19 protein-coding genes and 1 tRNA gene are annotated in these 24,924 nt (G+C 36.1%); 6 read left to right on the plus strand and 14 right to left on the minus strand.

Annotated elements, in window-relative coordinates; all coding sequences use genetic code 11:
* Positions 1-363: 363 nt before the first annotated feature.
* Positions 364-1,485: a hypothetical protein gene (locus C1634_RS04175; protein WP_109737936.1), complete on the plus strand. Its 1,122-nt coding sequence runs from the start codon at positions 364-366 to the stop codon at positions 1,483-1,485.
* Between the two features lie 312 nt (positions 1,486-1,797).
* Here C1634_RS04175 and C1634_RS04185 read toward each other — a convergent pair.
* The 3 genes from C1634_RS04185 to C1634_RS04195 form a co-directional block, all read right to left on the minus strand.
* Positions 1,798-1,870 (minus strand) — tRNA-Phe (locus C1634_RS04185).
* A 109-nt stretch (positions 1,871-1,979) separates the two neighbouring features.
* On the minus strand, positions 1,980-3,821 hold the full coding sequence (locus C1634_RS04190; RefSeq protein WP_103233602.1) for a lysophospholipid acyltransferase family protein: 1,842 nt from the start codon (positions 3,819-3,821) through the stop codon (positions 1,980-1,982).
* A gap of 22 nt (positions 3,822-3,843) precedes the next feature.
* Positions 3,844-5,082, minus strand: a complete 1,239-nt coding sequence (locus C1634_RS04195) for an aspartate kinase (protein ID WP_103233603.1) — start codon at positions 5,080-5,082, stop codon at positions 3,844-3,846.
* A 324-nt stretch (positions 5,083-5,406) separates the two neighbouring features.
* On the opposite strand from C1634_RS04195, the gene fbp reads away from it, so the two are divergent.
* Both fbp and C1634_RS04205 read left to right on the plus strand, forming a co-directional pair.
* Entirely contained in the window at positions 5,407-6,423 is a 1,017-nt protein-coding gene (gene fbp, locus C1634_RS04200) for a class 1 fructose-bisphosphatase (RefSeq protein ID WP_109737937.1), read from the plus strand.
* The gene (locus tag C1634_RS04205) at positions 6,424-7,428 is read left to right on the plus strand and encodes an o-succinylbenzoate synthase (protein WP_103235090.1); all 1,005 of its coding nucleotides are present in this window, start codon (positions 6,424-6,426) and stop codon (positions 7,426-7,428) included.
* 14 nt (positions 7,429-7,442) lie between these two features.
* On the opposite strand, the gene C1634_RS25870 is transcribed toward C1634_RS04205, so the two are convergent.
* Positions 7,443-7,610, minus strand: coding sequence for a bacteriocin-like protein (locus C1634_RS25870; protein WP_153816323.1), 168 nt, complete (start codon positions 7,608-7,610; stop codon positions 7,443-7,445).
* A 465-nt stretch (positions 7,611-8,075) separates the two neighbouring features.
* Positions 8,076-9,206 carry an alpha/beta hydrolase gene (locus tag C1634_RS04210; RefSeq protein WP_103235091.1) on the minus strand — a complete coding sequence of 377 codons (1,131 nt, stop codon included), beginning with the start codon at positions 9,204-9,206 and terminating at the stop codon, positions 8,076-8,078.
* Positions 9,207-9,360: 154 nt separating this feature from the next.
* Between C1634_RS04210 and C1634_RS04215 the strand changes: the two genes are divergently transcribed.
* The gene (locus tag C1634_RS04215; protein WP_103235092.1) at positions 9,361-11,034 is read left to right on the plus strand and encodes a glutamine--tRNA ligase/YqeY domain fusion protein; all 1,674 of its coding nucleotides are present in this window, start codon (positions 9,361-9,363) and stop codon (positions 11,032-11,034) included.
* A 670-nt stretch (positions 11,035-11,704) separates the two neighbouring features.
* On the opposite strand, the gene C1634_RS04220 is transcribed toward C1634_RS04215, so the two are convergent.
* Together C1634_RS04220 and C1634_RS04225 are read right to left on the minus strand one after the other, a co-directional pair.
* Positions 11,705-13,633 (minus strand): oleate hydratase, encoded by a 1,929-nt coding sequence (locus C1634_RS04220; RefSeq protein WP_103235207.1) that lies wholly within the window; start codon positions 13,631-13,633, stop codon positions 11,705-11,707.
* 89 nt (positions 13,634-13,722) lie between these two features.
* On the minus strand, positions 13,723-14,601 hold the full coding sequence (locus C1634_RS04225) for a helix-turn-helix domain-containing protein (protein WP_103235206.1): 879 nt from the start codon (positions 14,599-14,601) through the stop codon (positions 13,723-13,725).
* Positions 14,602-14,904: 303 nt separating this feature from the next.
* On the opposite strand from C1634_RS04225, the gene C1634_RS04230 reads away from it, so the two are divergent.
* Positions 14,905-16,086 carry an MFS transporter gene (locus tag C1634_RS04230; RefSeq protein WP_109737938.1) on the plus strand — a complete coding sequence of 394 codons (1,182 nt, stop codon included), beginning with the start codon at positions 14,905-14,907 and terminating at the stop codon, positions 16,084-16,086.
* Positions 16,087-16,168: 82 nt separating this feature from the next.
* Here the strand turns inward: C1634_RS04230 and C1634_RS04235 are convergent, their stop codons facing one another.
* Positions 16,169-17,134 carry a YpdA family putative bacillithiol disulfide reductase gene (locus C1634_RS04235; RefSeq protein WP_109737939.1) on the minus strand — a complete coding sequence of 322 codons (966 nt, stop codon included), beginning with the start codon at positions 17,132-17,134 and terminating at the stop codon, positions 16,169-16,171.
* A 100-nt stretch (positions 17,135-17,234) separates the two neighbouring features.
* Here C1634_RS04235 and C1634_RS04240 point away from each other — a divergent pair, with 100 nt between their 5' ends.
* On the plus strand, positions 17,235-17,879 hold the full coding sequence (locus C1634_RS04240) for a hypothetical protein (RefSeq protein ID WP_109737940.1): 645 nt from the start codon (positions 17,235-17,237) through the stop codon (positions 17,877-17,879).
* Between the two features lie 50 nt (positions 17,880-17,929).
* On the opposite strand, the gene C1634_RS04245 is transcribed toward C1634_RS04240, so the two are convergent.
* From C1634_RS04245 to C1634_RS04275, 6 genes are all read right to left on the minus strand, one after another.
* Positions 17,930-19,216: a glycosyltransferase family protein gene (locus tag C1634_RS04245; RefSeq protein ID WP_103232923.1), complete on the minus strand. Its 1,287-nt coding sequence runs from the start codon at positions 19,214-19,216 to the stop codon at positions 17,930-17,932.
* A gap of 112 nt (positions 19,217-19,328) precedes the next feature.
* The gene (locus tag C1634_RS04250) at positions 19,329-21,869 is read right to left on the minus strand and encodes a YfhO family protein (RefSeq protein ID WP_109737941.1); all 2,541 of its coding nucleotides are present in this window, start codon (positions 21,867-21,869) and stop codon (positions 19,329-19,331) included.
* A 31-nt stretch (positions 21,870-21,900) separates the two neighbouring features.
* Entirely contained in the window at positions 21,901-22,131 is a 231-nt protein-coding gene (locus tag C1634_RS04255; RefSeq protein ID WP_103232921.1) for a hypothetical protein, read from the minus strand.
* Positions 22,132-22,189: 58 nt separating this feature from the next.
* Positions 22,190-23,239 (minus strand): DUF6263 family protein, encoded by a 1,050-nt coding sequence (locus tag C1634_RS04260; RefSeq protein WP_103232920.1) that lies wholly within the window; start codon positions 23,237-23,239, stop codon positions 22,190-22,192.
* A gap of 291 nt (positions 23,240-23,530) precedes the next feature.
* Complete coding sequence (rlmB, locus tag C1634_RS04270) at positions 23,531-24,289, minus strand: 23S rRNA (guanosine(2251)-2'-O)-methyltransferase RlmB (RefSeq protein WP_109737942.1); 759 nt, start codon at positions 24,287-24,289, stop codon at positions 23,531-23,533.
* 113 nt (positions 24,290-24,402) lie between these two features.
* Complete coding sequence (locus tag C1634_RS04275) at positions 24,403-24,876, minus strand: DinB family protein (protein WP_109737943.1); 474 nt, start codon at positions 24,874-24,876, stop codon at positions 24,403-24,405.
* Positions 24,877-24,924: the final 48 nt, after the last annotated feature.

Genomic DNA, 24,924 nt, shown 5'->3' on the forward strand with positions numbered 1-24,924 from the left:
TGTAATTGGTTTGCCGTACTAAATTAAGTCTTACCTGTCAAATAACAAATTAATTCCCATAGTTTTGATTAATTTTTTTGTTTTTCATGCTAAATAGAATTGTTTTTATATTTTTTTTGAGATATCGCAAACAGAAAAAATTAAATCACGAAAAGATTTATTTGCAGACCCTTGCAAAGCTAATCATGACCATTTTTTATTAAGTATCTAGATCATAAATAAATAATTATATTAGCGACAAGTTTAACGAAATACGGATTTAGTATTTTTTTTACGAAATTCTTATATTTTTTGTTTCGAAAAGAATAATGTTAAGCTTCATTTTGTATAAACCAAAACCGAAAAATATTAATTAAAAAAACTATGAACTCAACCGAAGTAATAAATAATACAAAATGGTTTTCGAAATTTTCATTATCTTTTTTAGCAATTGTTGGTACTGTAAATACTGCTCTTTTTATAATTTCACCTCTTTTACCCTATAAAATTTCACAGTTTATACTCCCTGCCGGATTTTTCACATTAGGATTAGCTATACTATTCTCAATTGGTTTTTCTTTTTATTGGCACAAAAAAGAAAATAATGGAACTTTTAATTCTATAAAATATATTTCTTGGCTTTCAACATTGTTGCGCTATTGGATTGCATTTCTACTATTAGATTTTGGCTTTCAAAAAATATTTGAAGTTAATTTTAATTATTCATATCACATAAATGATTCTTTATCAGGTGCATTAACGGGTCCGGAGTTAACCTGGAAATACTATGGATTTTCTTACGGGCTTGCTGTAATTGTGGCGTTTTTTCAAATCATTGGTAGTATTCTTTTGTTATTCAAACGCACAACCTTATTAGGGATTACAATACTTTTACCTGTAATGCTGAACATTGTTTTGATTAATGTTTTTTATAATATCGGACCAATTACATTATTTACATCAATCCTAATAACATTAGGCTTAGTTAATCTGTTTTTACAGCAAAAAGTTAATATAATAAACTTCTTTAATCAATACAAAAATAGACTACCATCAATTGGTAATAATTTTTCACGCTCAATCGCTCGTGTGTTATGTATTCTAATTCCTTTATTGTTTGTTATCTACTATAATTATGACGTTCACCTTTCAAAAAAATATTTTGGAAAATGGAAAGTCACGTCTATGTCACGTAATGGAAAATTGGTTAAAGACAATGAATGGCAACAAGATACTTTGGCTTGGAAAATAATTTATATTGAAGAAAGAGGAAAAATGTATTATTGCCCAAATCCATTTATGTATGTGGATAGTACTTCAATATTTATGAAATATCATTACGATGATAAAAAACAGAATTTTAAGGTTATATCTTACGAAAAGAATCCGAGTAAACCTGATACAATTCCTGTTCAGATTAACAATTTTAGAAATAATTCAATGCAATGGAAGATGATTTTTTACAAGGATACTATTCAAATGAATTTAAAGAGAGAAAATTTTTAACTTATACGCTTTCCGGGAAAGCGTTACTGATGTTGTTCACTGTTCACAATTACAATTTTGTGTAATCATATTTGAAATAATAGGCCTCTTTTATTGGTTGGTTATAACCCCTTCAATTTCCATATAAATACGATATTTTGTTTTGAACCCACTAGTCAAGATGTTCAAATTTTGAATAGGTCTGCTTTGACAGTGGGTGGGGTGGGAAAATTTGCTGAGTATACAAATTTTAGTGTGGAAGCATTAAATATGAGAAAAAGTGTTGCTTGTAAAAAACAAAAAAACCTCTAAAATGAATTAGAGGTTTTAAAGTGGTTTCTCCAGGAATCGAACCAGGGACACATGGATTTTCAATCCATTGCTCTACCAACTGAGCTAAGAAACCATTATATTTTTGTTTGACTTACTTCGTTGTTTTAAAGTGATGCAAAAGTAGTAAGTTTTAGTATACAAAGCAAGTAGTCATCGTACTTTTTTTGAATAAAATTAAAAACTTACTGATTATCAGCTGGATTATTTTCCTGCTCCTTTCTGATCTGTTCGCTCATCTCTTCCAATACTGGTTTTATCGTGTTTTCTGGAAGATCACTGATTCGGATATACATCAATCCGTCGATGGCATCATTGAAATTAGGGTCAACGTTGAAAGCAATTACTTTAGCATTTTGTTTGATGTATTTCTTGATCAAAACAGGAAGTCTCAATTCCGGTTCAAGGTCATCAATAATCTTGTCAAGCTTATTAAGGTCAGATTCCATTTCCTCAAAGAAAATGTTTTTGTCCCTGTCACGAAGCTTTACTTTATATTCATTCCTTGGAGTGATATATTGAGCTACTGCAGAATCAAAATAATTGGAACGCATAAATTCGATCATCAGAGATTTTGAGAACTCCGAGAACTTATTGGAGATACTCACACCACCCATCAGGAACTTATGATCAGGATTTCTCAGACATACATGTACAATTCCTCTCCATAAAAGGAAAAGAGGAAGTGGTTTCTGCTGATACTCCTGGCAGATATAGGCACGGCCCATTTCAATCACCTTTTTGAAGAAAGGATGAATGTCCTGCTCAAACTCAAATAAAGAGCTTGTATAGAAGCCTTTGATGCCATATTTTTTCATTACCTCTCTACCGAGTGCCATTCTATAAGCACCAGCCAGTTTTTTCTCACCATTGTCCCAAAGGAATAAGTGGTGGTAATGTTTGTCATATTCATCAAGGTCAAACGGAAGGTTACTTCCTTCACCTACCGCACGGAAAGTAAGCTCTCTCTGACGTCCGATTTCCCTCATAATAGAAGGAATTTCTTCGTATGTCGTGAAGTAGATCTCATAATTTCCGTTACTGAACAACATTTTATCAGTTCCTCTCAGCTTATCAACATCTTTTATGATATCTTCCACAGGAGTCTCATCAATAATATTCTGAACGATATTTTCTTCCTTCAACAAAGGAAACTTCACGGATAAATTCTGAAGATTGATGCTTTGAGCAAGGGATTTTCTCTTTTCGTAGTAAGATTTCATCATGTACACCTTACGTTTCAGAAACTCTCCCAATTCCTCAATCGTTTCCATTTCGTCCATGGCCTTTACAGTGATCTGTCGCCCGATTCTGATTCTGATAGGTTTTTCTCTATCATTCATCATTTCAGCAGGAAGCATCAGGGTCTGCAAATTCGGATGAAGCTTAGCCACCTGATAAAAAAGTCGGCTGTTCTTAGCATGGAAATACATAGGAACTACCGGCACTTTAGCCATTCTTATGAGCTTAAGTGCCGTTTTTTCCCATTCTTTATCTAAAATTTCTCCGTAAGGATTATTTTTGTTGGAAACTTCTCCCGCCGGAAAAATACCTACACAGCCTCCGCTTTGCAAATGCTTGAGAGTTTCACGCATTCCTGAAGAGCTACTGTAAGCTTCTTTTCTACCTTCAAAAGGGTTTACTGCGATTACATACGGTTCCATAGGTTTGATCTTTTCCAAAAGGAAATTTCCCATCACCTTAAAATCCGGACGAACCTCAGATAAGACTTTGCACATCAGAATCCCGTCAATAGCACCCAGCGGATGATTGGAAACCAGTATAAATGGTCCCGTTTTGGGAATCTTTGCCAAGTCTTCTTCAAAAGCTACATAGCTTAGGTTTCTTTCTCTTACAAATGAGTCGAAAAAGTCTTTGCCTTCCTTGTCTTTTAATTTGTCGTATAATTTATTTACTTCGTTTATTTTAGCAATGCTCATCACAGCAGATGCTACTGGGTTCTTTAGAAACCCAATTTTATTTAAGCCGGAAGCTTTGATCAGATCGTTTTTCGAAATTAAACTCATGTGTGTTTAGTCGCAATTAATATTATTGTGTTACCATTTGAAGAGTATTCTTGGAAATTTGTTCCAATAATACATTTTTTTCATGGTAAAATTTATCAATGTGATCCATCTTCGCATTTCTTACTGTGAATAAAGATACATTTTTAATTGTTTCGGTTTTAAAAATTTTTTGAAGCTCTTCTTCAAGTTCTTCAATTTGATTAAACTTATCTTCAAGGCATAGCGCCAGGGAGATTGCAGTATTCTGCATCAGGGAAACTTTGATCTTATATTTAGATAAATATCCAAAAATTAAGCTCATATGATCTTCTGCAATAAAAGAAAAGTCTCTGGTAGAGATTTTCAAAAGATCCTGATTTTCTTTTAAAATATAAGATTCTTCGTTTTGGTTTTTCTCGGAAGCACCTACTTTTGTTCCTTCTTTAGTGGGATCTACGAAAGATTTTACGTAAAAAGGAATACTTTTTTGCTGTAGGGGCTGTAATGTTTTCGGGTGAATAACACTTGCTCCGTAATAAGCCATTTCAATAGCCTCTTCATAAGAGATATTAGAAAGAAGAGTTACATCATTGAATTTTCTTGGATCTCCGGTCATTACTCCCGGTACATCTTTCCAGATAGTCATTGCTTCAGCATTTAAGCAGTAAGCAAAGATAGCCGCAGAGTAGTCAGATCCCTCTCTTCCTAACGTCACCGTAAAATTGTTGTCGTCGGAACCTATGAATCCCTGGGTTACATAGCAGATTTCAGGATTAAGATTGGAGATAAATTCTTCAGTTCTTGTCCAGTCTACGGTACCCTCTCTGTATGAATTATCCGTTTTAATATAATCTCTGGCATCTAACCATTGATTGGTAAACTGGATCTCATTCAGGTATTCGCTCAATATTTTAGTAGAAATCATTTCTCCACAGCTTACCACCTGATCGTATACGAAGCTGTAGTTAGGAGATTTATTTCTTCTTAAAAAAGAATCAATATCATCAAAAAAGAGATTGATTTCAGCGAAAACCGCATGATTTTCAGGGAAAAGTCCTTCCGCAATCTCAATGTGTTTTCGTTTTATCTTCTCAATCTCGGTTTGATAGTTATCCTTTTTGAAATAAAGTTCTACAACTTTTTCCAATTCATTCGTCGTCTTGCCCATTGCTGAAATTACCAGCAAGCATTTGGCAAATCCCTGGCTTTTTAGAACCATAGACACGTTTTTCACACTTTCAGCATCTTTTACTGATGCTCCACCAAACTTGAAAATTTTCATTAAATTGTTAAAAATAAAATTGTTAGATAAAAAATTACATGAGTTTTTTACGGACGTCAAAATTATAAATTTACAACGAGATATGAAATAGCCTAGCGGAATGATAGAATTAAGATTTGCTTAAAATCAATAATTGTTGAAATAATCTGCTTTTTTCATAGGTCTGGAATAACAAATTCGGGGACGTTATTTTTTGTAACTGCTTCATATTATGTTGTGTTTGGGTTGTATTGTGTTGAAATACAGTGGGTAATCTCTTTTGTAATTAAATTTCCTTAATGCGATAAATTTTCCGAAATTTGGGCAAAACGTAAAAAGAAAAATATGTCAAATCAACCATTACAGACTTTAGGAGAATTTCTTATAGATAAGCAGGACGATTTTCAGTATTCTACAGGTGAATTCTCTCGTCTTCTGAGTGCCATAAGATTGGCTTCGAAAGTGGTAAACAGAGAAGTAAATAAAGCCGGAATTGTAGATATAACAGGAGCTGCCGGAAACCAGAATATTCAGGGTGAAGAACAGCAGAAATTGGATGTGATCGCTAATGAAATTTTTATTACGGCTTTGTCTCAAAGAGAGGTTGTTTGTGGTATTGCTTCTGAAGAAAATGATGATTTTATTGATATTAAATGTGGAGAAAACGGCCATTTAAGTAAATATGTAGTACTTATCGATCCATTGGACGGATCTTCCAATATTGATGTCAATGTTTCTGTAGGAACTATTTTTTCTATTTACAGAAGAGTTACAGAACCTGGAACTCCCGTACAGTTAGAAGACTTTTTACAAAAAGGAATCAATCAGATTGCTGCAGGATACGTTATTTACGGTTCTTCTACAATGATTGTTTATACTACCGGAAACGGAGTGAACGGATTTACGCTGGATCCTTCTTTGGGAACTTATTATCTTTCCCATCCTAATATGACTTTCCCAAGAACGGGTAAAATCTATTCTATCAACGAAGGAAATTATATCAAATTTCCTCAGGGAGTAAAAAATTACCTTAAGTACTGCCAGATGGAAGAAGGAGATCGTCCTTATACATCAAGATACATCGGTTCTTTGGTCGCAGACTTCCATAGAAACATGCTGAAAGGAGGAATTTATATCTATCCTTCTTATTCACAGGCTCCAAATGGTAAATTAAGATTGTTATACGAATGTAATCCAATGGCATTCCTTGCAGAACAGGCAGGAGGAAAAGCAACAGACGGATTCAGAAGAATTCTTGAAATAGAGCCTACAGAACTTCACCAGAGAATTCCGTTCTTCTGTGGAAGTATAGAAATGGTAGAGAAAGCAGAAGAATTTATGCGTATCGACAGCGTAAAATAAATGGAAGCAACTTATTTAAAATATTTATTACAGTTTAAACGCCCGAGTGGAACATCTCGCGGCGTTTTGCTTGATAAGGAAACCTTTATCCTGACTATTTCAAAAGACGGAAGAAAAGGAGTAGGTGAGTGCGCGGTTTTCAGAGGCTTGAGCTTCGATGACAGACCTGACTATGAAGAAAAATTAAAGTGGCTCTGCGAAAATATTGATCAGGACCCATCTTTTTTGAAAGAAGAGCTGAAGGAGTTTCCGTCTATCTGGTTTGGTTATGAACAGGCTGTTCTGAATCTTAAATATGGCGGCAGCCTCTATTTTCCAAGTGAATTTACCGAAGGACAATCTGCTATCACCATCAACGGTCTGATATGGATGGGAGAGGTAGGATATATGGAAGAACAGATTCAGGATAAATTGGAAAAAGGATTTCATTGTATTAAATTGAAAATCGGGGTCGATTGGAAATCAGAACATGTTATTCTTCAGAAATTAAGAGAAAAATTCTCCAAAGACCAGCTGGAGCTTCGTGTAGATGCCAACGGAGGATTCAGTAAAGACGAAGCTGTTATCGTTTTGCAGCAGCTTGCAGATCTTCACATTCATTCCATTGAGCAGCCTATCAAAGCCGGAAACTGGAATGATATGGCAGAGTTGTGTGCCAACACACCCACTCCAATTGCATTGGATGAAGAGTTGATAGGGATTATTGATCTTGAAGAAAAGAAAAAGCTTTTAGAAAAAATTCAACCCCAATATATCATTCTGAAGCCAGCATTGGTAGGAGGATTTTCCGGTTCAGATGAATGGATTTCTCTTGCTGAAGATCAGAATATAGACTGGTGGATTACTTCAGCTTTGGAAAGTAATATTGGCTTGAATGCTATCGCTCAATATACATTTACAAAAAAAAGTCCAATGCCTCAAGGTTTGGGCACTGGAGCTTTATTTGTCAATAATTTTGAATCCGATCTGGAACTCAGAAATGAGTTGCTATGGTTCAAAACATAACTGAGAAAAGTTAATTAGCATGATGGGGCAGGCGAATTCGCGCATGTGGCCTGACCACAGTAGTCAGGGGCCCATGATCTACAGCACATGGCACTTGGGTTCCAGCTGTTGCATCCCAGAGGGGGTCTTCCTCCTTTGATCGTCTTTAATTCTCCTCTTTTGATTTTTTTTAGATTTTTCATGTTTAATATTTTATTTGATTGATAATCAAATGTCGAAAACTTTTTTCAATTATACAACATGTGGGGAATTATTTAGCTATATTTAACAATGTGGCGAAAATTATTACATAGGTGTTAAATGACAATATGAATAGGTAGAGAAAGAATCCAGATACTAAAAATGAAAATACATTCCTGCATTAGATGTGTAGGAAGTGTAATTAATTTTTCAGTTCTGTTTAAGGGCTAAAGTAGTTTTTTAATCGGATAGTTAATTTTTAAAGGTTGATATTCAGTTAAATCACATCTTTTACGAAGATGGCCTTCTTTATATAGTTTAAAATATAAGAAAACCTTTTTTTAATCTGTTCCATAATAAAAAATTGTAATTCCCTACAGTTTGAATTGGCAATCTCTATGCCATACTATAGTATTGAATTAATTTTAACGCAGAGTTCATTTTTTATGGTTTATTTTAATTATTTGTTAAGAAATAATTGTGAAAATGTTTTCGTTATTCTTTGTTCTGTTGGTAATAAGGTTTCTGTCTATTCCGTTCAGATTCTGAATGATATCATTCTGTACCTGTGAGCTTGAGAGATATCCCCAATGATGTCCTACTTCATATTTAAAGCTATTTAGAAGGTCATCTTTCACAAACGTACAATCAATAATAGAAACAGTATCTTTATAACGGTCAATGTCACTCGGTCCGTTTTTACCCAGTCTTGGTGTCAGAATATTCTTGGTGAACTGAGAAATCCCCAAAACGGCATCCTGTCTGTTGAGATAAATCGAAATTCGGTTGGCTAATAAGGGCAGTTTATTAAAAGAATCTTCAGAATCTTCAAATACTTTATAGGTCACATCTGCATTCAACAGCAGAACCTGATCTATGACACGAAGTATATTTTCACGCTTAAGACTATACAGCATGCTTTGAAGGACTCTGTTTCCCAAAGAATGGGTCATGATATGAATTCTTTGGTTGCAGGGTACAAGATCCCGGTTTGAAAAAATATCCTTTAAAAACTGGGTATAGAAATAAAACATCCTCATCAGTGACGCTCCGGAATTGATACTGGATGCCTTGTCATCAAAATAACTTAACGGGATAATACTCCCTGAGGCAGGCCAGCTTACAAATAAAATATGTTCTACAGGCGATGCCGGATTATCAATGAATATTTTCTTAAGGTCTAGAATAGCTTTTAATTCATCATCAAAATCATACAAATAACCATGGATGAATATCAATACATCACTCCTTTCTTTTGTGGAAGACATATTTTTATAAAGCTCATAGAACATTCTCTGAGTTCCGCCCAGATTATTGGCTGTAAGAGGCGAAGTTTTAACTCCTTTCTCGCTCAACAGAACATCTAAAACGTCTTGATACCCTTGTTTTTCGGGTTCGGAGAACAGTTTGTAGTTTACAATATTCCTGTTGGTGTAATCTTTCTTTTTTTTGGCTTGTGCAGTGGGTTCCTTATAGTTTTCAAAATCACATTTCGCAATCCTGAAATTGGGAATTGAGTATTCATCATTAGAAAAAGAGTCCACTTTTTCGCCTTTATGCCGGATGATTTTCCGGTTGCTTAAGATATAAACGGCCATGATGGTGAATGGGTTAAAATGGTTTTAGCTTTCCCGAAATTAGTGAAAAATATTGAATTACAAGCGATAAGGCTTTTAAATTATCACTTTTACAAACGCTTATTTTTCCGTAACTTTGTGAAACTTTTTTTGCTAAAAAATAAAAGCTACCTTAATGGAAGAAGAAAAAAAATCCCTCAATTTTATTGAGCAAATTATTGAAGATGATCTGGCAAACGGTTTGAATAAAGATCAAATCCGTTTCCGTTTTCCGCCTGAACCAAATGGTTACCTGCATGTAGGGCACACAAAAGCAATCTGCATCAACTTTGGGCTGGGCGAAAAATACAATGCTCCCGTAAACCTTCGTTTCGACGATACGAATCCTGAAAAAGAAGAACAGGAATTCGTAGATTCTATCATGAAAGACGTAGAATGGTTAGGTTTCAAATGGGATAAAGTTTTGTACGCATCCGATTACTTCCAGCAGCTTTACGATTGGGCAGTTCAGTTAATTAAAGAAGAAAAAGCTTACGTAGATGAGCAAGCGTCTGAAGTCATTACAGAACAAAGAAAAAATCCTGCAGAACCGGGAGTTGAATCTCCATACAGAAACCGTCCTGTTGAAGAATCGTTAGATTTATTCGAAAGGATGAAAAACGGTGAATTTGAAAGTGGTTCGATGTCTCTTCGTGCAAAAATCGACATGGTTTCGCCAAACATGAATATGCGTGACCCTGTTATGTACAGAATTTTGAACAAACCTCACCACAGAACAGGTACTGCATGGAAAATCTATCCAATGTACGACTGGGCTCATGGTGAATCCGATTATATCGAACAAATTTCACACTCGCTGTGTTCTTTGGAGTTTGAAAACCACAGACCTTTGTACAACTGGTATTTAGATCAGGTGTATGAAGAAGGAAGGGTTAAAAACAAGCAGAGAGAATTTGCGAGAATGAATGTTTCCTATATGATTACTTCCAAAAGAAAGCTGCAGAGATTGGTGGCTGAAGGAGCTGTAACCGGATGGGATGATCCTAGAATGCCTACCATTTCAGGAATGAGAAGAAAAGGATATACTCCGACTTCTATCAGAAACTTTATTGATAAAGTAGGGGTGGCGAAAAGAGAAAACCTAATCGAAATTCAGTTGCTAGACTTCTGTGTACGTGAAGACCTGAATAAGGTAGCTAAGCGTGTGATGGCAGTTGTAGATCCGGTAAAATTAGTGATCGAAAACTATCCTGAAGACAAGGAAGAATGGTTGGATACTGAAAATAATCCTGAGCAGGAAAATGCAGGAACAAGAGAAGTTCCTTTCTCAAGAGAACTGTATATCGAGCGTGAAGACTTCAAAGAGGAAGCTAACAATAAATTCTTCAGACTTAAATTAGGTGGAGAAGTTCGTTTGAAATCTGCTTACATCATCAAAGCTGAAAGAGTAGAGAAGGATGAGAATGGAGAGATCACAACCATCTACGCTTCTTATGATGAGAAGAGTAAATCTGGAAGTGGAACAGAGGAGAGTTTAAGAAAAGTAAAAGGTACTCTACACTGGGTATCTGCAAAACATGCTATTCCTGTAGAAGTAAGAAGCTACAATCATCTGTTTACCGTGGAACAGCCTGATGCAGAGAAAGATGTTGACTTCTTAAACTTCATCAACCCTGAATCTGTAACTACAGCGAAAGGTTTTGCTGAGCCAAGCCTTAAAGAAGTTGCGATAGGAGAACCATTACAGTTCCAAAGAATTGGATATTTTACAAAAGATCAGGATTCTACAGAGGATACATTCGTATTTAACCGTACAGTAACGCTGAAAGATTCTTATAAGCCTGAATAATTTTCAGGATACTTAATATATAAAAGCAGGACTTGTTGGGAGTCCTGCTTTTTTATTTTTGTTGAGTAACGCAAAGGCGCTAAGAAGTTCATGCATTGTGAATATTTTTAAGGCACAAGAAAATCGAAAATTTCCAGCAAGTGTACTACTTAATCAATCAATATTCTTAGCTTAAGGAATTAACGGTGTTCAATTTTATCGGAGATAAAATCCTTGCGACTTAAAAACGCTTCGGGAAAGATAACCTTGCGCCTTTGCGTTTTTCAACAGACAGCTTTATAAGCCAGAATTAATCTTAATATTGGAAAAAATAAAAGCAAGACTCTCAACAAGTCCTGCTTTTTATTTTAATAGTTTAAAATCTGAAGCTTAAGATTCTATTTTAAAAAGTCTTTGTCACGGTATGGTGGATTAGGATATTTTTAAAATCCATGAGGTTTATTTTTTAAACTCATTATTTATTTTTTTAACGCAAAGATTTATAAAAACTTATCATTATTTCAAGAGGGCAAAGGCAGAGAAATCTGCTTCGCAAAGCTATACGCTTCATCAAATCAACTTGTTGATTCTCTTCTTTGCTTCCTCTAATAAATTATTATAATTCTAAATCTTTGCGTTAAGAATAAAGTATGCACTACTTTAAAAACCATTGTTTTGTGAACTAATATTTTTAGTCTTTTACTCCTTTTACCCATTCCTGAAATCTGCTCAAGAAAGATTCGTGTTCTTCTTTTTCTTCCGGACGGTTTACCAGGATATGTTCAAAATAAGTTCCTTTCAATACTTTTCTTAATATTCCTTCTCCTAAGAAGGGTTTGTAGTCATTAAGAGCCTGGGTCGCTTTTAATAAATGTCGGATATCATATTGTAAAGGATTGATATCCGGAACTTGTTTGTTGAGGTTAAGAAGATTGTAAACAGCTATTCTTGCTGTTCTCACAGAACTTTCCATCGTGAATACAACGTCATTATTGGTCTCTACAAACTGTCCTACAAGACCTAAGTTGGTACATCCTTCAGGAACCACTCTAGGACGGTCTCCCTGCGCTCTTGGCATAAACATGGAAGTGATGTATGGCATGAAGGCGGTACGTACAATTGTATTTTCTATAACATTATCCAGTTGGTCCGTCATTCCAAGATGATAACAAAGCTCGGCAAGAATTTCGTTTCCGGTACATTGAGGCATTGTTTTTTTGATGTAATTACCTTCTTTATCCATTAGCAAAGCGTATACCCATACTACAAGGATATCATCCGGCTGAGTAGGGAAGTGCGGCTGTCTGTTGCAGGTAAAGCTCATCACCCAATTGGAGTCTGTAATGGTAATAATACCTCCCGTAGCGGTTCTTCCAGAATAAGGATCATTCACACACATCTCTTTTAGTTTCTCAGTGAAAGCAGAAGGACGACATGTTAATGTGGCAGATTCCCATGAAGATTTTTCGATGTGGCTACAGAATTTCTCTGGTTTTCCGAATACTTCAGATTTTGCAGCAAGATTTTTCCACAGTTTCCATCCGGCGCTTTGTCCAGCACTGCTGTTATCTATCGTGATTTCAGGAACGGTGTTGTTGTCACCGTAGAAAGTACTTTCTGTCATAGATCCGGTTGTTACGATAACATAATCATCTTTTCCGATTGGTATTCTTACTTCCTCTCCATTTTGTTCAGTAATAATTCCTTCTACTGTTTTTCCTTCGGTGTTGATATGAATATCAAGGTCTTTTACCAGAACATTAAACTGGATCTGTACTCCTTTTTCAACCAGGAAGTTTTTCAGTGGGGTTACGTAGGTGTCATATTGGTTATATTTAGGAAAAACCAGACATGAGAAGTCTTTCATTCCGTCAATAGCGTGAAGGAATCTGTGCATATACAATTTCAGTTCAAGCAAGCTGTGCCAGTTTTCAAAGGCAAACATAGAACGCCAGAAAAACCAGAAATTACTGTTCAGGAAGGATTGTGCAAAATAATCTTCAATGGTAAGATCATCAAGCTCTTCTTTTTTCTTTAACAGAAGTTTTACAATGGCAAGCTGATCTTTTTTCTCAAGACCAAATTTACTGAAATCCTGGATCTCTCCCTGATTGTGGATCAGTCTCGCTTTAGAATAATTGGGGTCATTGTCATTGACAAGTCTGTATTCATCCAATACGCTATAGGGAGCTGGTAATTCCAACGCAGGAATATCCTGGAACATATCCCATAAGTTTTCATACGTCATGTCCATTTCCCTTCCTCCACGGATGATATAGCCATCTTTTGCGTTACCGGCTCCGTCCAGAGATCCACCTTCAACATTCAGTTGGTCGAGAAAAATAATGTTTTTGCCTGGTACACGGCCATCACGGATAAAATAATAAGCAGCAGACATGCCTGCAATTCCGCTTCCTACAATATAGATTTTACTGTTTTCGTAAGATTGTAAAGGAATTCCTTTGTTACGTTGATAGTTTCCGATCTGGTCGGAAAAAGGCATAGTTTTTTCAGGAGTGTTAATCTGAACTTCTTTACTTGAATCCGGTTCGTGGTTTACTTTTCCGAACTGATCAGAGGCATTTAAAACTTTATCGAATTTTGAATTGATCGTACTCATTTTGTATTGTTTTTAATTAACAGTATAAAGGTACCTCTATTCACAAAGCGACATATATCCCCAAGTTCAGAATTATTATCCCCAAATTCTCATGACTGAATATTTTCTTTTATTCTGTACTCTGAAGGAGAAAACGTCGTATGTTTTTTGAAGAAACGGCCGAAAGCCGATGCGGAATTAAACTGAAGTTCAAATGCAATTTCCGAAATCGTTATATCAGGATTTCCCAACATTACATAAGCTTCCTTCAGTAAGGCTTCGTCAATAACCTCATGAGGTGTTTTTCCGCTTGCCTTTTTAATGATCTCTATGAGGTATTTATTAGAAACATGCAGCTGATCGGCATAAAACTGAACCGTTCGCTCCCTGTTGATATTTTCCCTGATCAGTTTATTAAATCTCAGATAAAGGTCTTTTTTACCTTCCTCTTTTCCTGGATTTGCAGCGTTTTCCTGTTCCATAATCTCAGCCGTCTCCAGCAGCAGATTGAAAATAATGGTGCGGATAATTTCTTCCGTAAACTTTCCCTGCTTCTTTGATTTCTTGTCAAGGTAATCAAGAAGGTTTTGTAGCAGCGATGAATTTTTTGCAGAAGTTTTTACGATGTTGTAGGAACCTTTGGAGAAAAGATTCATTTTCTCAATGATAAATGGATTGGAAATATTTTTAATCAGAAAATTTTTGTCAAAGAACAGCAGTTTCATCATGAAATTTTCACTGGTCTTCACAAACTTTACAATGGTAGAAGGGGCAGCTATCAGAAAACTATGAGCATCCACTTTGTATTTCAGACGGTCTATCTCAATATTGATTTCTCCTGCGGTACAGATGCAAAATGCATAATAATCCATTCTGAAAGGAGCTTTTGGGAACTCGAAAATGGGTTTTCCGGAAGAGATGTAGTAGGATTGCCTGCAGTCAATACTGTAAAAGGATAGCGTATCATGTAAATTTTCGTAGGTTACCATTCTTCCGTATTGGTTAAAAATTTATTGTGTTTTTAAATGGTTTTAGTTTAAAAACCCTTGTTGTTACTGCAATTTACGATTTTTATAAAAGTCTTTAGGCTTTAAATAGTAAAAAAAACTGTTTTTTTTAGGATACAGCTGATAGTCTGTTTTAATGGATGTTATTTATAAAAAAAGGGTTTAAACACAGGCTTTTGGGTTATTTTTATCTAATTTTGCACTTTCAAATTCCCCCAAAATAGTATTGTGAGATTAATTAACGTATATACGAGTTCTTTCAAAGGACTCTCGAAGGAGAGTTGGATGCTGGCGTTGGTAATGCTCATCAACAGGGCCGGTTCTATGGTACTTCCTTTTCTGGGAGTTTATATGACCAATCATTTACATTTCAGCATTGAAAATTCAGGAATCGTACTGAGCTTTTTTGGAATAGGCTCGGTCCTTGGATCCTGGCTGGGAGGAATGATTACCGATAAAATAGGAGAATATAGAGTACAAAGCCTGAGCTTACTTCTCAGTGTTCCTTTATTCTGTCTGATTCCGCTTTTTACGACTGAAGCTGGTCTGGCTGGAATTATTTTGGCCCAGAGTATTGTAAGTGAAACCTTCCGTCCGGCGAACTCGGTAGCGATTACCAAATATGCCAAACCTGAAAATATTACCCGTGCCTTTTCACTCAACCGTATGGCTGTAAACCTAGGTTTTTCTATTGGACCGGCATTGGGAGGTATTCTATCCGCTATTTCTTATGAGTTTCTGTTTTTCAGTAACGCACTGGCTGCTTTTCTGGCCGGGCTGATGTATATCTGGTTCTTTAAAGATCGGGCAAGATTGGCTAAACTGAAAGCAAAAAAGGTAAAAGAAGCCATTATTGTTAAAAAAGAAAGTTCTCCCTATCGCGATAGGAAGTTTTTGATCTATTGTGTGTTCTGTATGTTGTTTTCAATATGTTTCTTCCAGCTGTTCAGTACGCTGACCATATTTTATAAGGATACAGCGCATCTGAGCCAGCAAAATATCGGGTATATTCTGGGATACAGTGGTTTTTTGATTGTACTGCTTGAAATGGGTCTTGTACAGGTAGCGGAGAAGTATTTTACTCTAGCTTTTACCATGCTTATCGGGACATTCCTGTGCGGCGTTTCTTATGCGATGCTCGCTTTTGATTACAGTATGGCTGCCCTTATTGTTTCTATGACCTTGCTTTGTGTGGGAGAAATTTGGACACTGCCTTTTATGTCGACTATTACAGCATTGCGCTCAGGAGAGCATAACAAAGGCGCTTATATGGGGCTGAATGGAATATCATTTTCTATAGCATTCATCATTACACCTTATATAGGAACACTGATTGCAGAGAAATTAGGCTTCAATATGCTGTGGATTGGAACGGGAGTGCTGGCAGTAGCTATTGCAGTTGGGTTTTACTTTATTGTTCCATGGATGCTGAAAGATAAAAATAAAGTGGAAGAAGAGGTGATATAAGAGATATCATGCTTTTGGCTCATGAATTAAAAAAAGGTTCGGGCAATTTCGTAGAAATTGCCCGAACCTTTTTTTATATATTTTAAGATTTAGAAAGAATCGTATTCATAATCATATTCGCATGAATTCTCGAATTTTCAATGAACCAAAGATGAGTATCTTTTCCTCCACAAACTACCCCTGCCAAATAAAGGTTGGGGATATTGGTTTCCATCGTTTCAGAGTTATAAAACGGATTCAGGCAATCTCCATTAAGTTCGATGCCTGAGTTTCTTAGAAAATCAAAATCCGGAAGATAACCTGTCATAGCCAGAACAAAATCATTGTCAATTTCATGGGTTTTTCCATGTTCATCTTTAAAAACAACCGTGTTTTCCTTAACTTCTATCAGTTCTGCATTAAAATGAGCGTTGATGCTGCCTTCTGCAATTCTGTTTTCAATATCCGGTTTCACCCAGTATTTTACACTTTTTGAAATCTCAGAATGGCGGACGATCATGGTTACTTCAGCCCCTTTTCTATACGTTTCCAGTGCAGCATCTACCGCAGAATTGCTTGATCCTACCACCACAATTTTCTGCTTCGCATAAGGGTAAGGCTCGGTATAATAATGCTTAACCTTCGGAAGGTTTTCACCAGGAATATGCATAAGATTGGGGATGTCATAGAATCCGGTAGCAATGACTATATTTTTGGACAGATAGGTTGCTTTTGTAGTTTTAATCTCAAATATTTCATCATTTTTCGAAACATTCAGAACCTTCTCATACAAGTTGATATTCAGCTTTTTTTGCCTGGCAATTCCCTGATAGTATTCCAGAGCTTCCTGCCTTCCCGGTTTTGGAGCCGTAGAAATAAAAGGAATTTCATCTATTTCCAATTTTTCAGCAGTGGAGAAAAAGCGCATATGCAAAGGATAATTGTAAAGTGAATTGACAATGGTTCCTTTTTCTATGATTACGTGACTAAGATTGTTTTTTTGAGCTTCAAGAGCACAGTTTAAACCAATAGGTCCGGCTCCGATAATGAGAATGTCCAAAATTTCCATATAACAAAGGTACAATGGAAATTATAAATTATCAATGATGAATTCATAATTCTGCTTGGCATCAGTTTTGGTGTTTTTTACGGATTACAAAATTTGAAATATGAAAAAACTATTTATTCCGGTACTCGCCTTGAGCTTTGTTGTAGCCTGTAACAAAGAGGCGGGGAAGCCTGTCCCTAGTAAAATTGATTCTGTTGCACAGAAGAGCAAAACAGACAGCGCAGGTACCATTCAGAATAACGCTAATAAAGAAGCCGTTTTAAAACAGACCAATGATGAGGTTTTGAAAGCGCTGAAAAATAAAGACTATACAGCTTTTGCTTCCTTTATTCACCCTGAAAAAGGGGTTCGTTTTTCAATGTATGCTTATGTAGATCTGAAGGAAGACAAACACTTTTCTAAAGCAGATTTTGAAAAATATCAGCCTACCAAAACACTATTTACCTGGGGAGCCCATGATGGTTCAGGAGATCCTTATAAAGCAACGATCAATGATTATCTTGGTAAATGGGTATTTTCTAAAGATTTTACTACCTCACAATATTCACTGAATAAATTTATCGGTGGCGGTAATTCTTTAAATAATTTAAAGGAGATCTATCCTAAAGGAGACTTCACCGAAAACTATATCAAAGGAACCGAAAAATATGGGAATATGGATTGGAAAACAGTTCGTTTTATATTTGAAGAATTTCAAGGTACATATTATCTGATCGCAGTGGTGAATGACCAGTGGACGATATAGAAGTTAGAGGCTGGGGATAGAACTTCCAGCCTCTAAATTCCTTTCTTTTGTTATAAAATTTCGGTCAGTTGACGGGTGAGGTTTCTTCTCGAGAACTGCTCAATATGTTGAGTGTTTTCAAGAGAACTGCCATTTTTCCAAAGATCAAACTTTTCAAGGATAAAGTTCTTGACAGTTTCTGTGTCCTGATAGCTGAAGTGCTTTCCTGCCTGGGTTTCTTCCAGAATTTTTGCCACATCAGCTTTGTCCGGACCGAATGACAGAATCTGCTTTCCTGAAGCCAGGTATTCAAATATTTTTCCGGGAATGATCCCTTTTGAAGATTCATTTGGAAAATTGGTGATCAGAAGAAGATTTGAATTCTGCATTTCCTCTACAGCCTTTCCGTGGGCAAGATATCCAAGATTCAGAATATGATTTTTCAGACTTGAATTTTCAATAGAATGCAGGATTTTATCGTCTATTCTTCCTACAAATTTCAGCGTAAAACTAGCGGCAAATTCTGGGTTCTCTTTGATCAGTTCATCAAGTGCCTTCCAAAGATTTTCGGGATTTCTTAGCTGTTCCAAAACTCCGATATAACTTAATGTAAAAGTTTCACCTATTGGCTCTTTCCCCTTTTCCTGTGAATCAGTTTCATCAAATCCATTTGTAATACAAATTGCATTGGCTCCTGCTTTTCGGAAATTCTCTGCATCAGTATAGCTTGTAGCAAGAGTGATGTCTGCATTTTTGAATACAGCACTTTCAAGCTGGCGATGCTTGTTATCTGAGCTTTTGGTTAATTTCAAATGTTTGTAATAGGAAATTTCGGTCCATGGATCTCGGAAATCGGCAATCCATTTCAGATCAGGCATTGTATTTTTAAGTCCCAAACCAATCAGATGGAGTGAGTGGGGCGGGCCGGAAGTAACAATCGTGTCTATTTTATTGTCTTTCAAATATTTTTCCAAAAACTTAATGGATGGTTTCACCCAAAAAACTCTGGCATCAGGAATGAAAAAATTACCCCTTACCCAGATTGAAAGTTTAGATTTCCAGCTTTGATTTTTTCCTACATCAAATTGTCCTGCCTTAAATTTCTTGTTGCTTTTATTCAGTTTTTCGGCCAGCTGATAGGGTTCCCAGATTTTGGTTCTTACCATCTCAATGTTTTCAGGAACATCCTTCATCAGCGTTTCATCCAGCAATGGATAACTCGGGTTTTCCGGAGTATAAATGATCGGTTTCCAGCCAAAATCCGGAAGATATTTTGCGAACTTCAGCCATCTTTGAACACCAGGACCTCCCGCAGGAGGCCAGTAATAGGTGATAATCAATATTTTCTTTTGTTCCATTTTTTAAGCTTAAATGGTCTTTGTCATTCTGAACGAAGAGTAGCGCAGTGAAGAATCTCATTCTATCTCTTCATTCAGAATGATAATGCATAATATTATTAAGCTTAAATATTTAAGCTTTTTGTTCAGCTACAATTTCTTTTTTGTTGTTTTTGTTGATCCAAAAGATACCAAACGCAGACAACAGGATGAATAATCCGAATGAAAGCAAGGAAAGCCATTTTCCTTTTTCAATTACTTCAGGTTCAAAAACCATTCTGATGTGGTGATTTCCTGCCGGAACATGTACTGCACGTAGTAAGTAATCTGCTTTGATGTACGGAACCTCTTTCTCATCCACTAATACTTTCCATCCATGAGGATAATAAACTTCAGAGAAAACCGCCAATTGAGGAGTTTTCGACTGAGATTTAAATTCAAGTTCATTAGGCTGATATTTCGTCAGGTTTATAAATGCTGTAGAATCTGCCTGAACTGGTTTGTTGTCAAAATACGATTTATCAGATGATGCAATAACCGCTGTTTTTTTGTTGTCAATAGTTCCAATAGATTTAATTTCCTGATTAGGACTATCTACAAACTTTAAGTCGCTTACAAACCATGCGTTTCCATTGGCTTTTGGATTAGGAACAACCTGTGGCTGATCAGGACCTCCGAAAACCAGATATTTAGCATTTAATAAGTTTAATACATTAGGTGTTTTTACACTGTCGACATTGTTGATATACTCATTCAGTACATCATCGTATCTTCTTAATTTTACAGCGTGGTAACCGCCAATTGAAGCCTTAAAATAAGAGGTATTGGTTTCACTGGTTACGCCCAGCGTCTGGTTGTAAATTCTGTAGTGAGTTTTGTCTTTTTCAGTGATTGTTTCCAATGTTTTGTTGATGTTGACATTGGATAAAATAGATTCCAGATTTGGATTTCCCTGAACTTTTTCAGCCAGAAGATCTGAACTTTCTGTCTGGAATGGATTTTCAGCAAAGATCTTATCTACGTAGTTTTCGTCATTCAAATAACGCTTGTTTACAGTCCAAAGATCAAATAAACTTACGACTCCGATGATGACCAAAGCAATATTCTGATTAAGCTTTTTCTTTAAAGTTAAGAATAATGCAGCAGCAGTAATTGCTACATAAATAAATGCTTTTATCGCATCTATTCTGAATAGTTTGTATCTTTCATCTACAAGATAATCGAGTAGGAAAGGAGGGAAGTAAGTCTTTTCGCCCTCTGTTGAAAACCCTAATAATGATTTTCCAAAGATCAAAAGAATCAATAAAAATCCTAATGTTCCACCTCCTACATAAAGAAGGATTTTCTGTTTGTATTCTTCAGTCAGTTTCTCATCTGTGAAGAAATTGTACAATCCCAGAATGGCAATTAAAGGGAATAATAATTCCACTACAACCAGGATTGAAGAAGGAGCTCTGAATTTATTATAAAACGGAACATAATCAATAAAGAAGTCCGATAATGGCATAAAGTTGCTTCCCCAAGCCAATAAAATAGTAAGGATGGAAGCTCCTAAAATCCAGTAGCGGTATTTTTTCGATGCGAAGAAAAATCCTAATAAAGCAAGGAAACACACAATAGCGCCCTGGTAAGCAGGACCTGAAGTTCCCGGTTGGTCTCCCCAGTAAGTCATTCCGCCGAAACCTTTTGAAATTCTGTCCATTTCAGCCTGTGAGCCTACATTTTCCTGAACCATTTCCTGAACTTTGCTCATCATTTCTTTTCCTTCCGGCTCCTGGCTTCCACCACCCATTAATCTTGGGATAAATAGGTTTAAAGTCTCCAGCTGTCCGTAGCTCCACATCAGCATACTTTCCTTATCCATGCCGGATTTTCCGGAAGTATGACTGTCGTTATCTAAAATCTGCTTTCCACGAACCGTTTCTTTTACATATTCAGAATTGGCCATGATTCTTTGCGAATTCATTCCAACGCCAATAATGCATGCCGCCGCGATTATTCCCGAAGAAATAAGGAAATGCTTCATCGGTGTCTTCTTCAGAATAGCTCTGATCAATTCAGACAGGAATAAAAACCCTAAAGCAAGGAATAGGTAATAGGTCATCTGCGGGTGGTTGGCTGTGATCTGAAGCCCCATAAAAAGGGTTGTCACAATGAATCCCCAGATGTATTTTTTTCTGATATAAACCAGTAAAATTCCGGCTAACAGCGGAGCAAAATATTCAATGGTGTTTACCTTACCATTATGCCCGGCTGCGATAATAATGTAAAAATAGGTCGAAAGTCCAAAGAAAGTGGCTCCCAGGAGCGCATACTTCCAGTTTCTGACTACTACCATTCCCAAAAGGAAAAAACCTGCAAAAAGCAGGAAGAGATAATTGACCGGCCTTGGCAGGAAATTCAGATTGCTGTCGATTTTTTTGATGATGTCCCCTTTAAACTGGCTTCCCATCTGATAAGTCGGCATTCCTCCGAACATGGAGTCACTCCAATAAGTTTCATTTCCGGTATTGGCTCTATAGTCGAGCAGTTCTTTAGCTCCTCCTCTGTATTGCACAATATCATGCTGGAAAAGTTGTTTTCCTGTAAATACAGGAGTGGAATATAAAAATGCTAAAACTATAAATACTACTAATGAAATTGCAATATAAAGGAAGTTTTTGTTTTTTGCCATGCTGGTTATTATCTTTTATTTCTTGGAATTTTTACCTTTTGTCATTACTCTCTTTCACCTCTTCATAGTCTACAGTCTCTGCATCCCATTTAAGGTTCTGTTTGTTATTCTTATTCGAGTCGTCTATATCCTGCTTTCCGTTGTTTTGATTATTGTTATTAAAACGGTAACTATAAAATGTCTTAAAGAAGATTCTTTTGAGAATATTCCAGACAAAGAAAATGATAATGGCAGTGAGTACTAACTCAAGAATGTACTTCATAATTTTTAGATTTAAAATTCAGGGTTTAGCGTATAAACCCTGAACGTATTTACTTTAATTATTTAGCAGATGGGTTTACCATTACCGAAGAATTAGAAACGCTTTTCATAGATTGAGACTGCTTTCCATCTGAAATAGTTTCTATCTGTGTTGTTTTTACGTTGATATTCTGGTTGGTAATCCATCCTGTGCTTTCGTCAAACTTAATGGTCCCGTTCTGAACCAGTTCGCTGCTCATACTGTGTGTAATTGGTCCCTGAGCTTTCTTTTCTGTTTTCTTAGGAATACCCCCGGTTACCGCAATTTCTGCTGCTCCGTTTCCTAAGCTTTTTATGACATAGTTGGATGTCACTTTAACGCTTCCGCTTGCGTCTGCATTTTCAGAAGTTGACCACTTTTCACCTACTTTTACTCCTTTTTTAGGAATAATCATCAGGTTTTTGTGGAATTGATCTTTCAATACTTTTTCGTTGAATGATCCTTTAAGACTTGCTACAACATTCGCTTTTTCATTGGCATCTTTGATAAGAGTACCTACTGCATTACCCACTTTTGTATAAACAGCATCAAATCCTGTGATAGAAATTACGTTACCTTTTGTATCCATTTTCATGGCAAGCTTGTTTCCGGTAAGCGCTTTGTTTACATTCCATATCATTTTAAGATCATCTTCTTTAGGAAGAGGCAGTTTAGTATCTACAACTACGGTCTTTCCCTGTGCAGCCTGAGAATTTCTTTTCGCAACAAGGTTAAGAGTCATTTCGTATACATTTCCTTTGATATCGTCCACTACAAAGTTCATTTCATCTGTAGACTCACTGGTTGCAGTGATAGATTTTCCCTGAGGATCTGTCATTGTTTTTACATCTCTCTGGTAAGTTGTAAGAGGATATGTTTTTCCTTTTTCAAGCTTAAATGTCTGAGTGATAACTCCTGCAGAATCTTTGATTGCCGGATTTTCTGCAACTTTTGCTACAGAGTCAGCAGGAACTTCTACGGTTACCGTTTTTCCGGTTTTAGGGTCTACTTTCGTTATTTTTGCCGTTTCTTTTTTACAAGATACAAGAGCTATTGATGAGATAAGCGCAAGCGCTGCGATGTTCTTCATTTGATTTTTAACTTTATTTTTTACTACTATTTCTTACTATATGGTCTGCAATATCATGCAGCTTTTCCCATAACAAGTCAATAACTGTGCAGAATTTGTACCAATAATGATTGGGTCCATTTTCAAGGGTTTCTCATATAAACTTTCAGCGGTCGGAATTTTGATGTTCCGATTTCTGTTGTTCCGTAATTATAGGAATAACTTTTACCATCCTGTTGCTTTATTTTTTGTCTGTATATTAAGAGTACATATGGCAGAAAATAATGGTAAAAGTGATTTTATACTCATGGTTTAAGGATTCGGTATTACGGTCATTTTCTGTCTTACCGCTTCATACAAAATCGCTCCACATGCTACAGAAACATTCAGAGATTGAGTTTTTCCTTCGATAGGAAGTTTTATTTTTTCGTCAGAATGATGCAATACTTCTTTAGAAATTCCGGTTTCCTCATTTCCCATTACAATGGCACATGGTTCTGTGAAGCTGACATCATAAATGAGCTTCTCCGCTTTTTCACTGGCTGCATATACGGAAATTCCGCTCTGCTGAAGAAAATCTACCGTGTGTGCAAGGTTGTTTTCTTTACAGATTTTAATATTATAAATTCCTCCTGCGGAAGTTTTTATCGCATCAGAATTGATAGGAGCAGCTCCTTTTTCCGGAATAATAATAGCATCAATTCCTACACATTCTGCAGTTCTGCAAATTGCTCCAAAGTTTCTTACATCGGTAAGTCTGTCCAGAATCAAAAGAAAAGGAGTTTTCCCCTGTTCAAATAATTGTGGAACAATATCCTCCACTTTATGAAATGGTACATCTGAAATAAAGGCTACTACACCCTGGTGGTTCTTTCTTGTAAAACGGTTAAGTTTTTCAATCGGAACATAATTGGGACGGATTTTATTTTTTGCTAAAATTGTCTTTAGTTCAGCATAAATAGGACCCTGAAGTGCATTTTGCACAAAGACCTTGTCAATCGTTTTTCCTGCTTCAATTGCTTCAATCACGGGACGCAGCCCGAAAATGAAATCGTCTTTTTTATCTGTCATTTTATTATTTTAAATAGTGAGTTGTAAAATGTCAATCTAACCTTATCAATCCATTTTTGGTTGATAAAATCAGATTTTATTATCATTGACTGGCGAAGTGAAATTCACATCAACTATCTTCCTTTTTCCCCTAGAATTGCTCTTTTTTGTGCGATTACATACCCATAATGAAGGCTTTCGTGCATATTGTTGAAGATAATCGCATCCTGAATACTTTTCAGATCCATTCCAAAACTCGTGGTATAAGGCGTGTAGTCTGAGAAGAAATCACTGTCATAATCCTTCATCAGAATCTTCGAAGTTTCTGTAAGCAAAAATTCTAAATCTTCCACTTCGGATTTCTGAACATCCAGGTTGGGTAAAGTTCCCTTTTTGTAAGTTTCGATCCAGTATTTGTCAATACGGAAAGGGTTTCCGCTCAGGTAATAATGCAGAAGCTGCTGTGTAGCAACGGTGTGTGCAATATTCCAGTAAAGATTATTATTGAAACCATCCGGAATCAAAAGCAGATCTTCATGAGAGGTGTTTCGAAGTACATCCAAAAGGTTCTTTCTTACCTGTCTGTGCGCTTGAAAATGATAATTCATTTTGCAAAATTTTTAATCACCAAAAATAGTTTAATAAACTGGAAATGA

Origin of the sequence: Chryseobacterium viscerum, assembly GCF_002899945.2 — a bacterium.
Lineage (GTDB): Bacteria > Bacteroidota > Bacteroidia > Flavobacteriales > Weeksellaceae > Chryseobacterium > Chryseobacterium viscerum.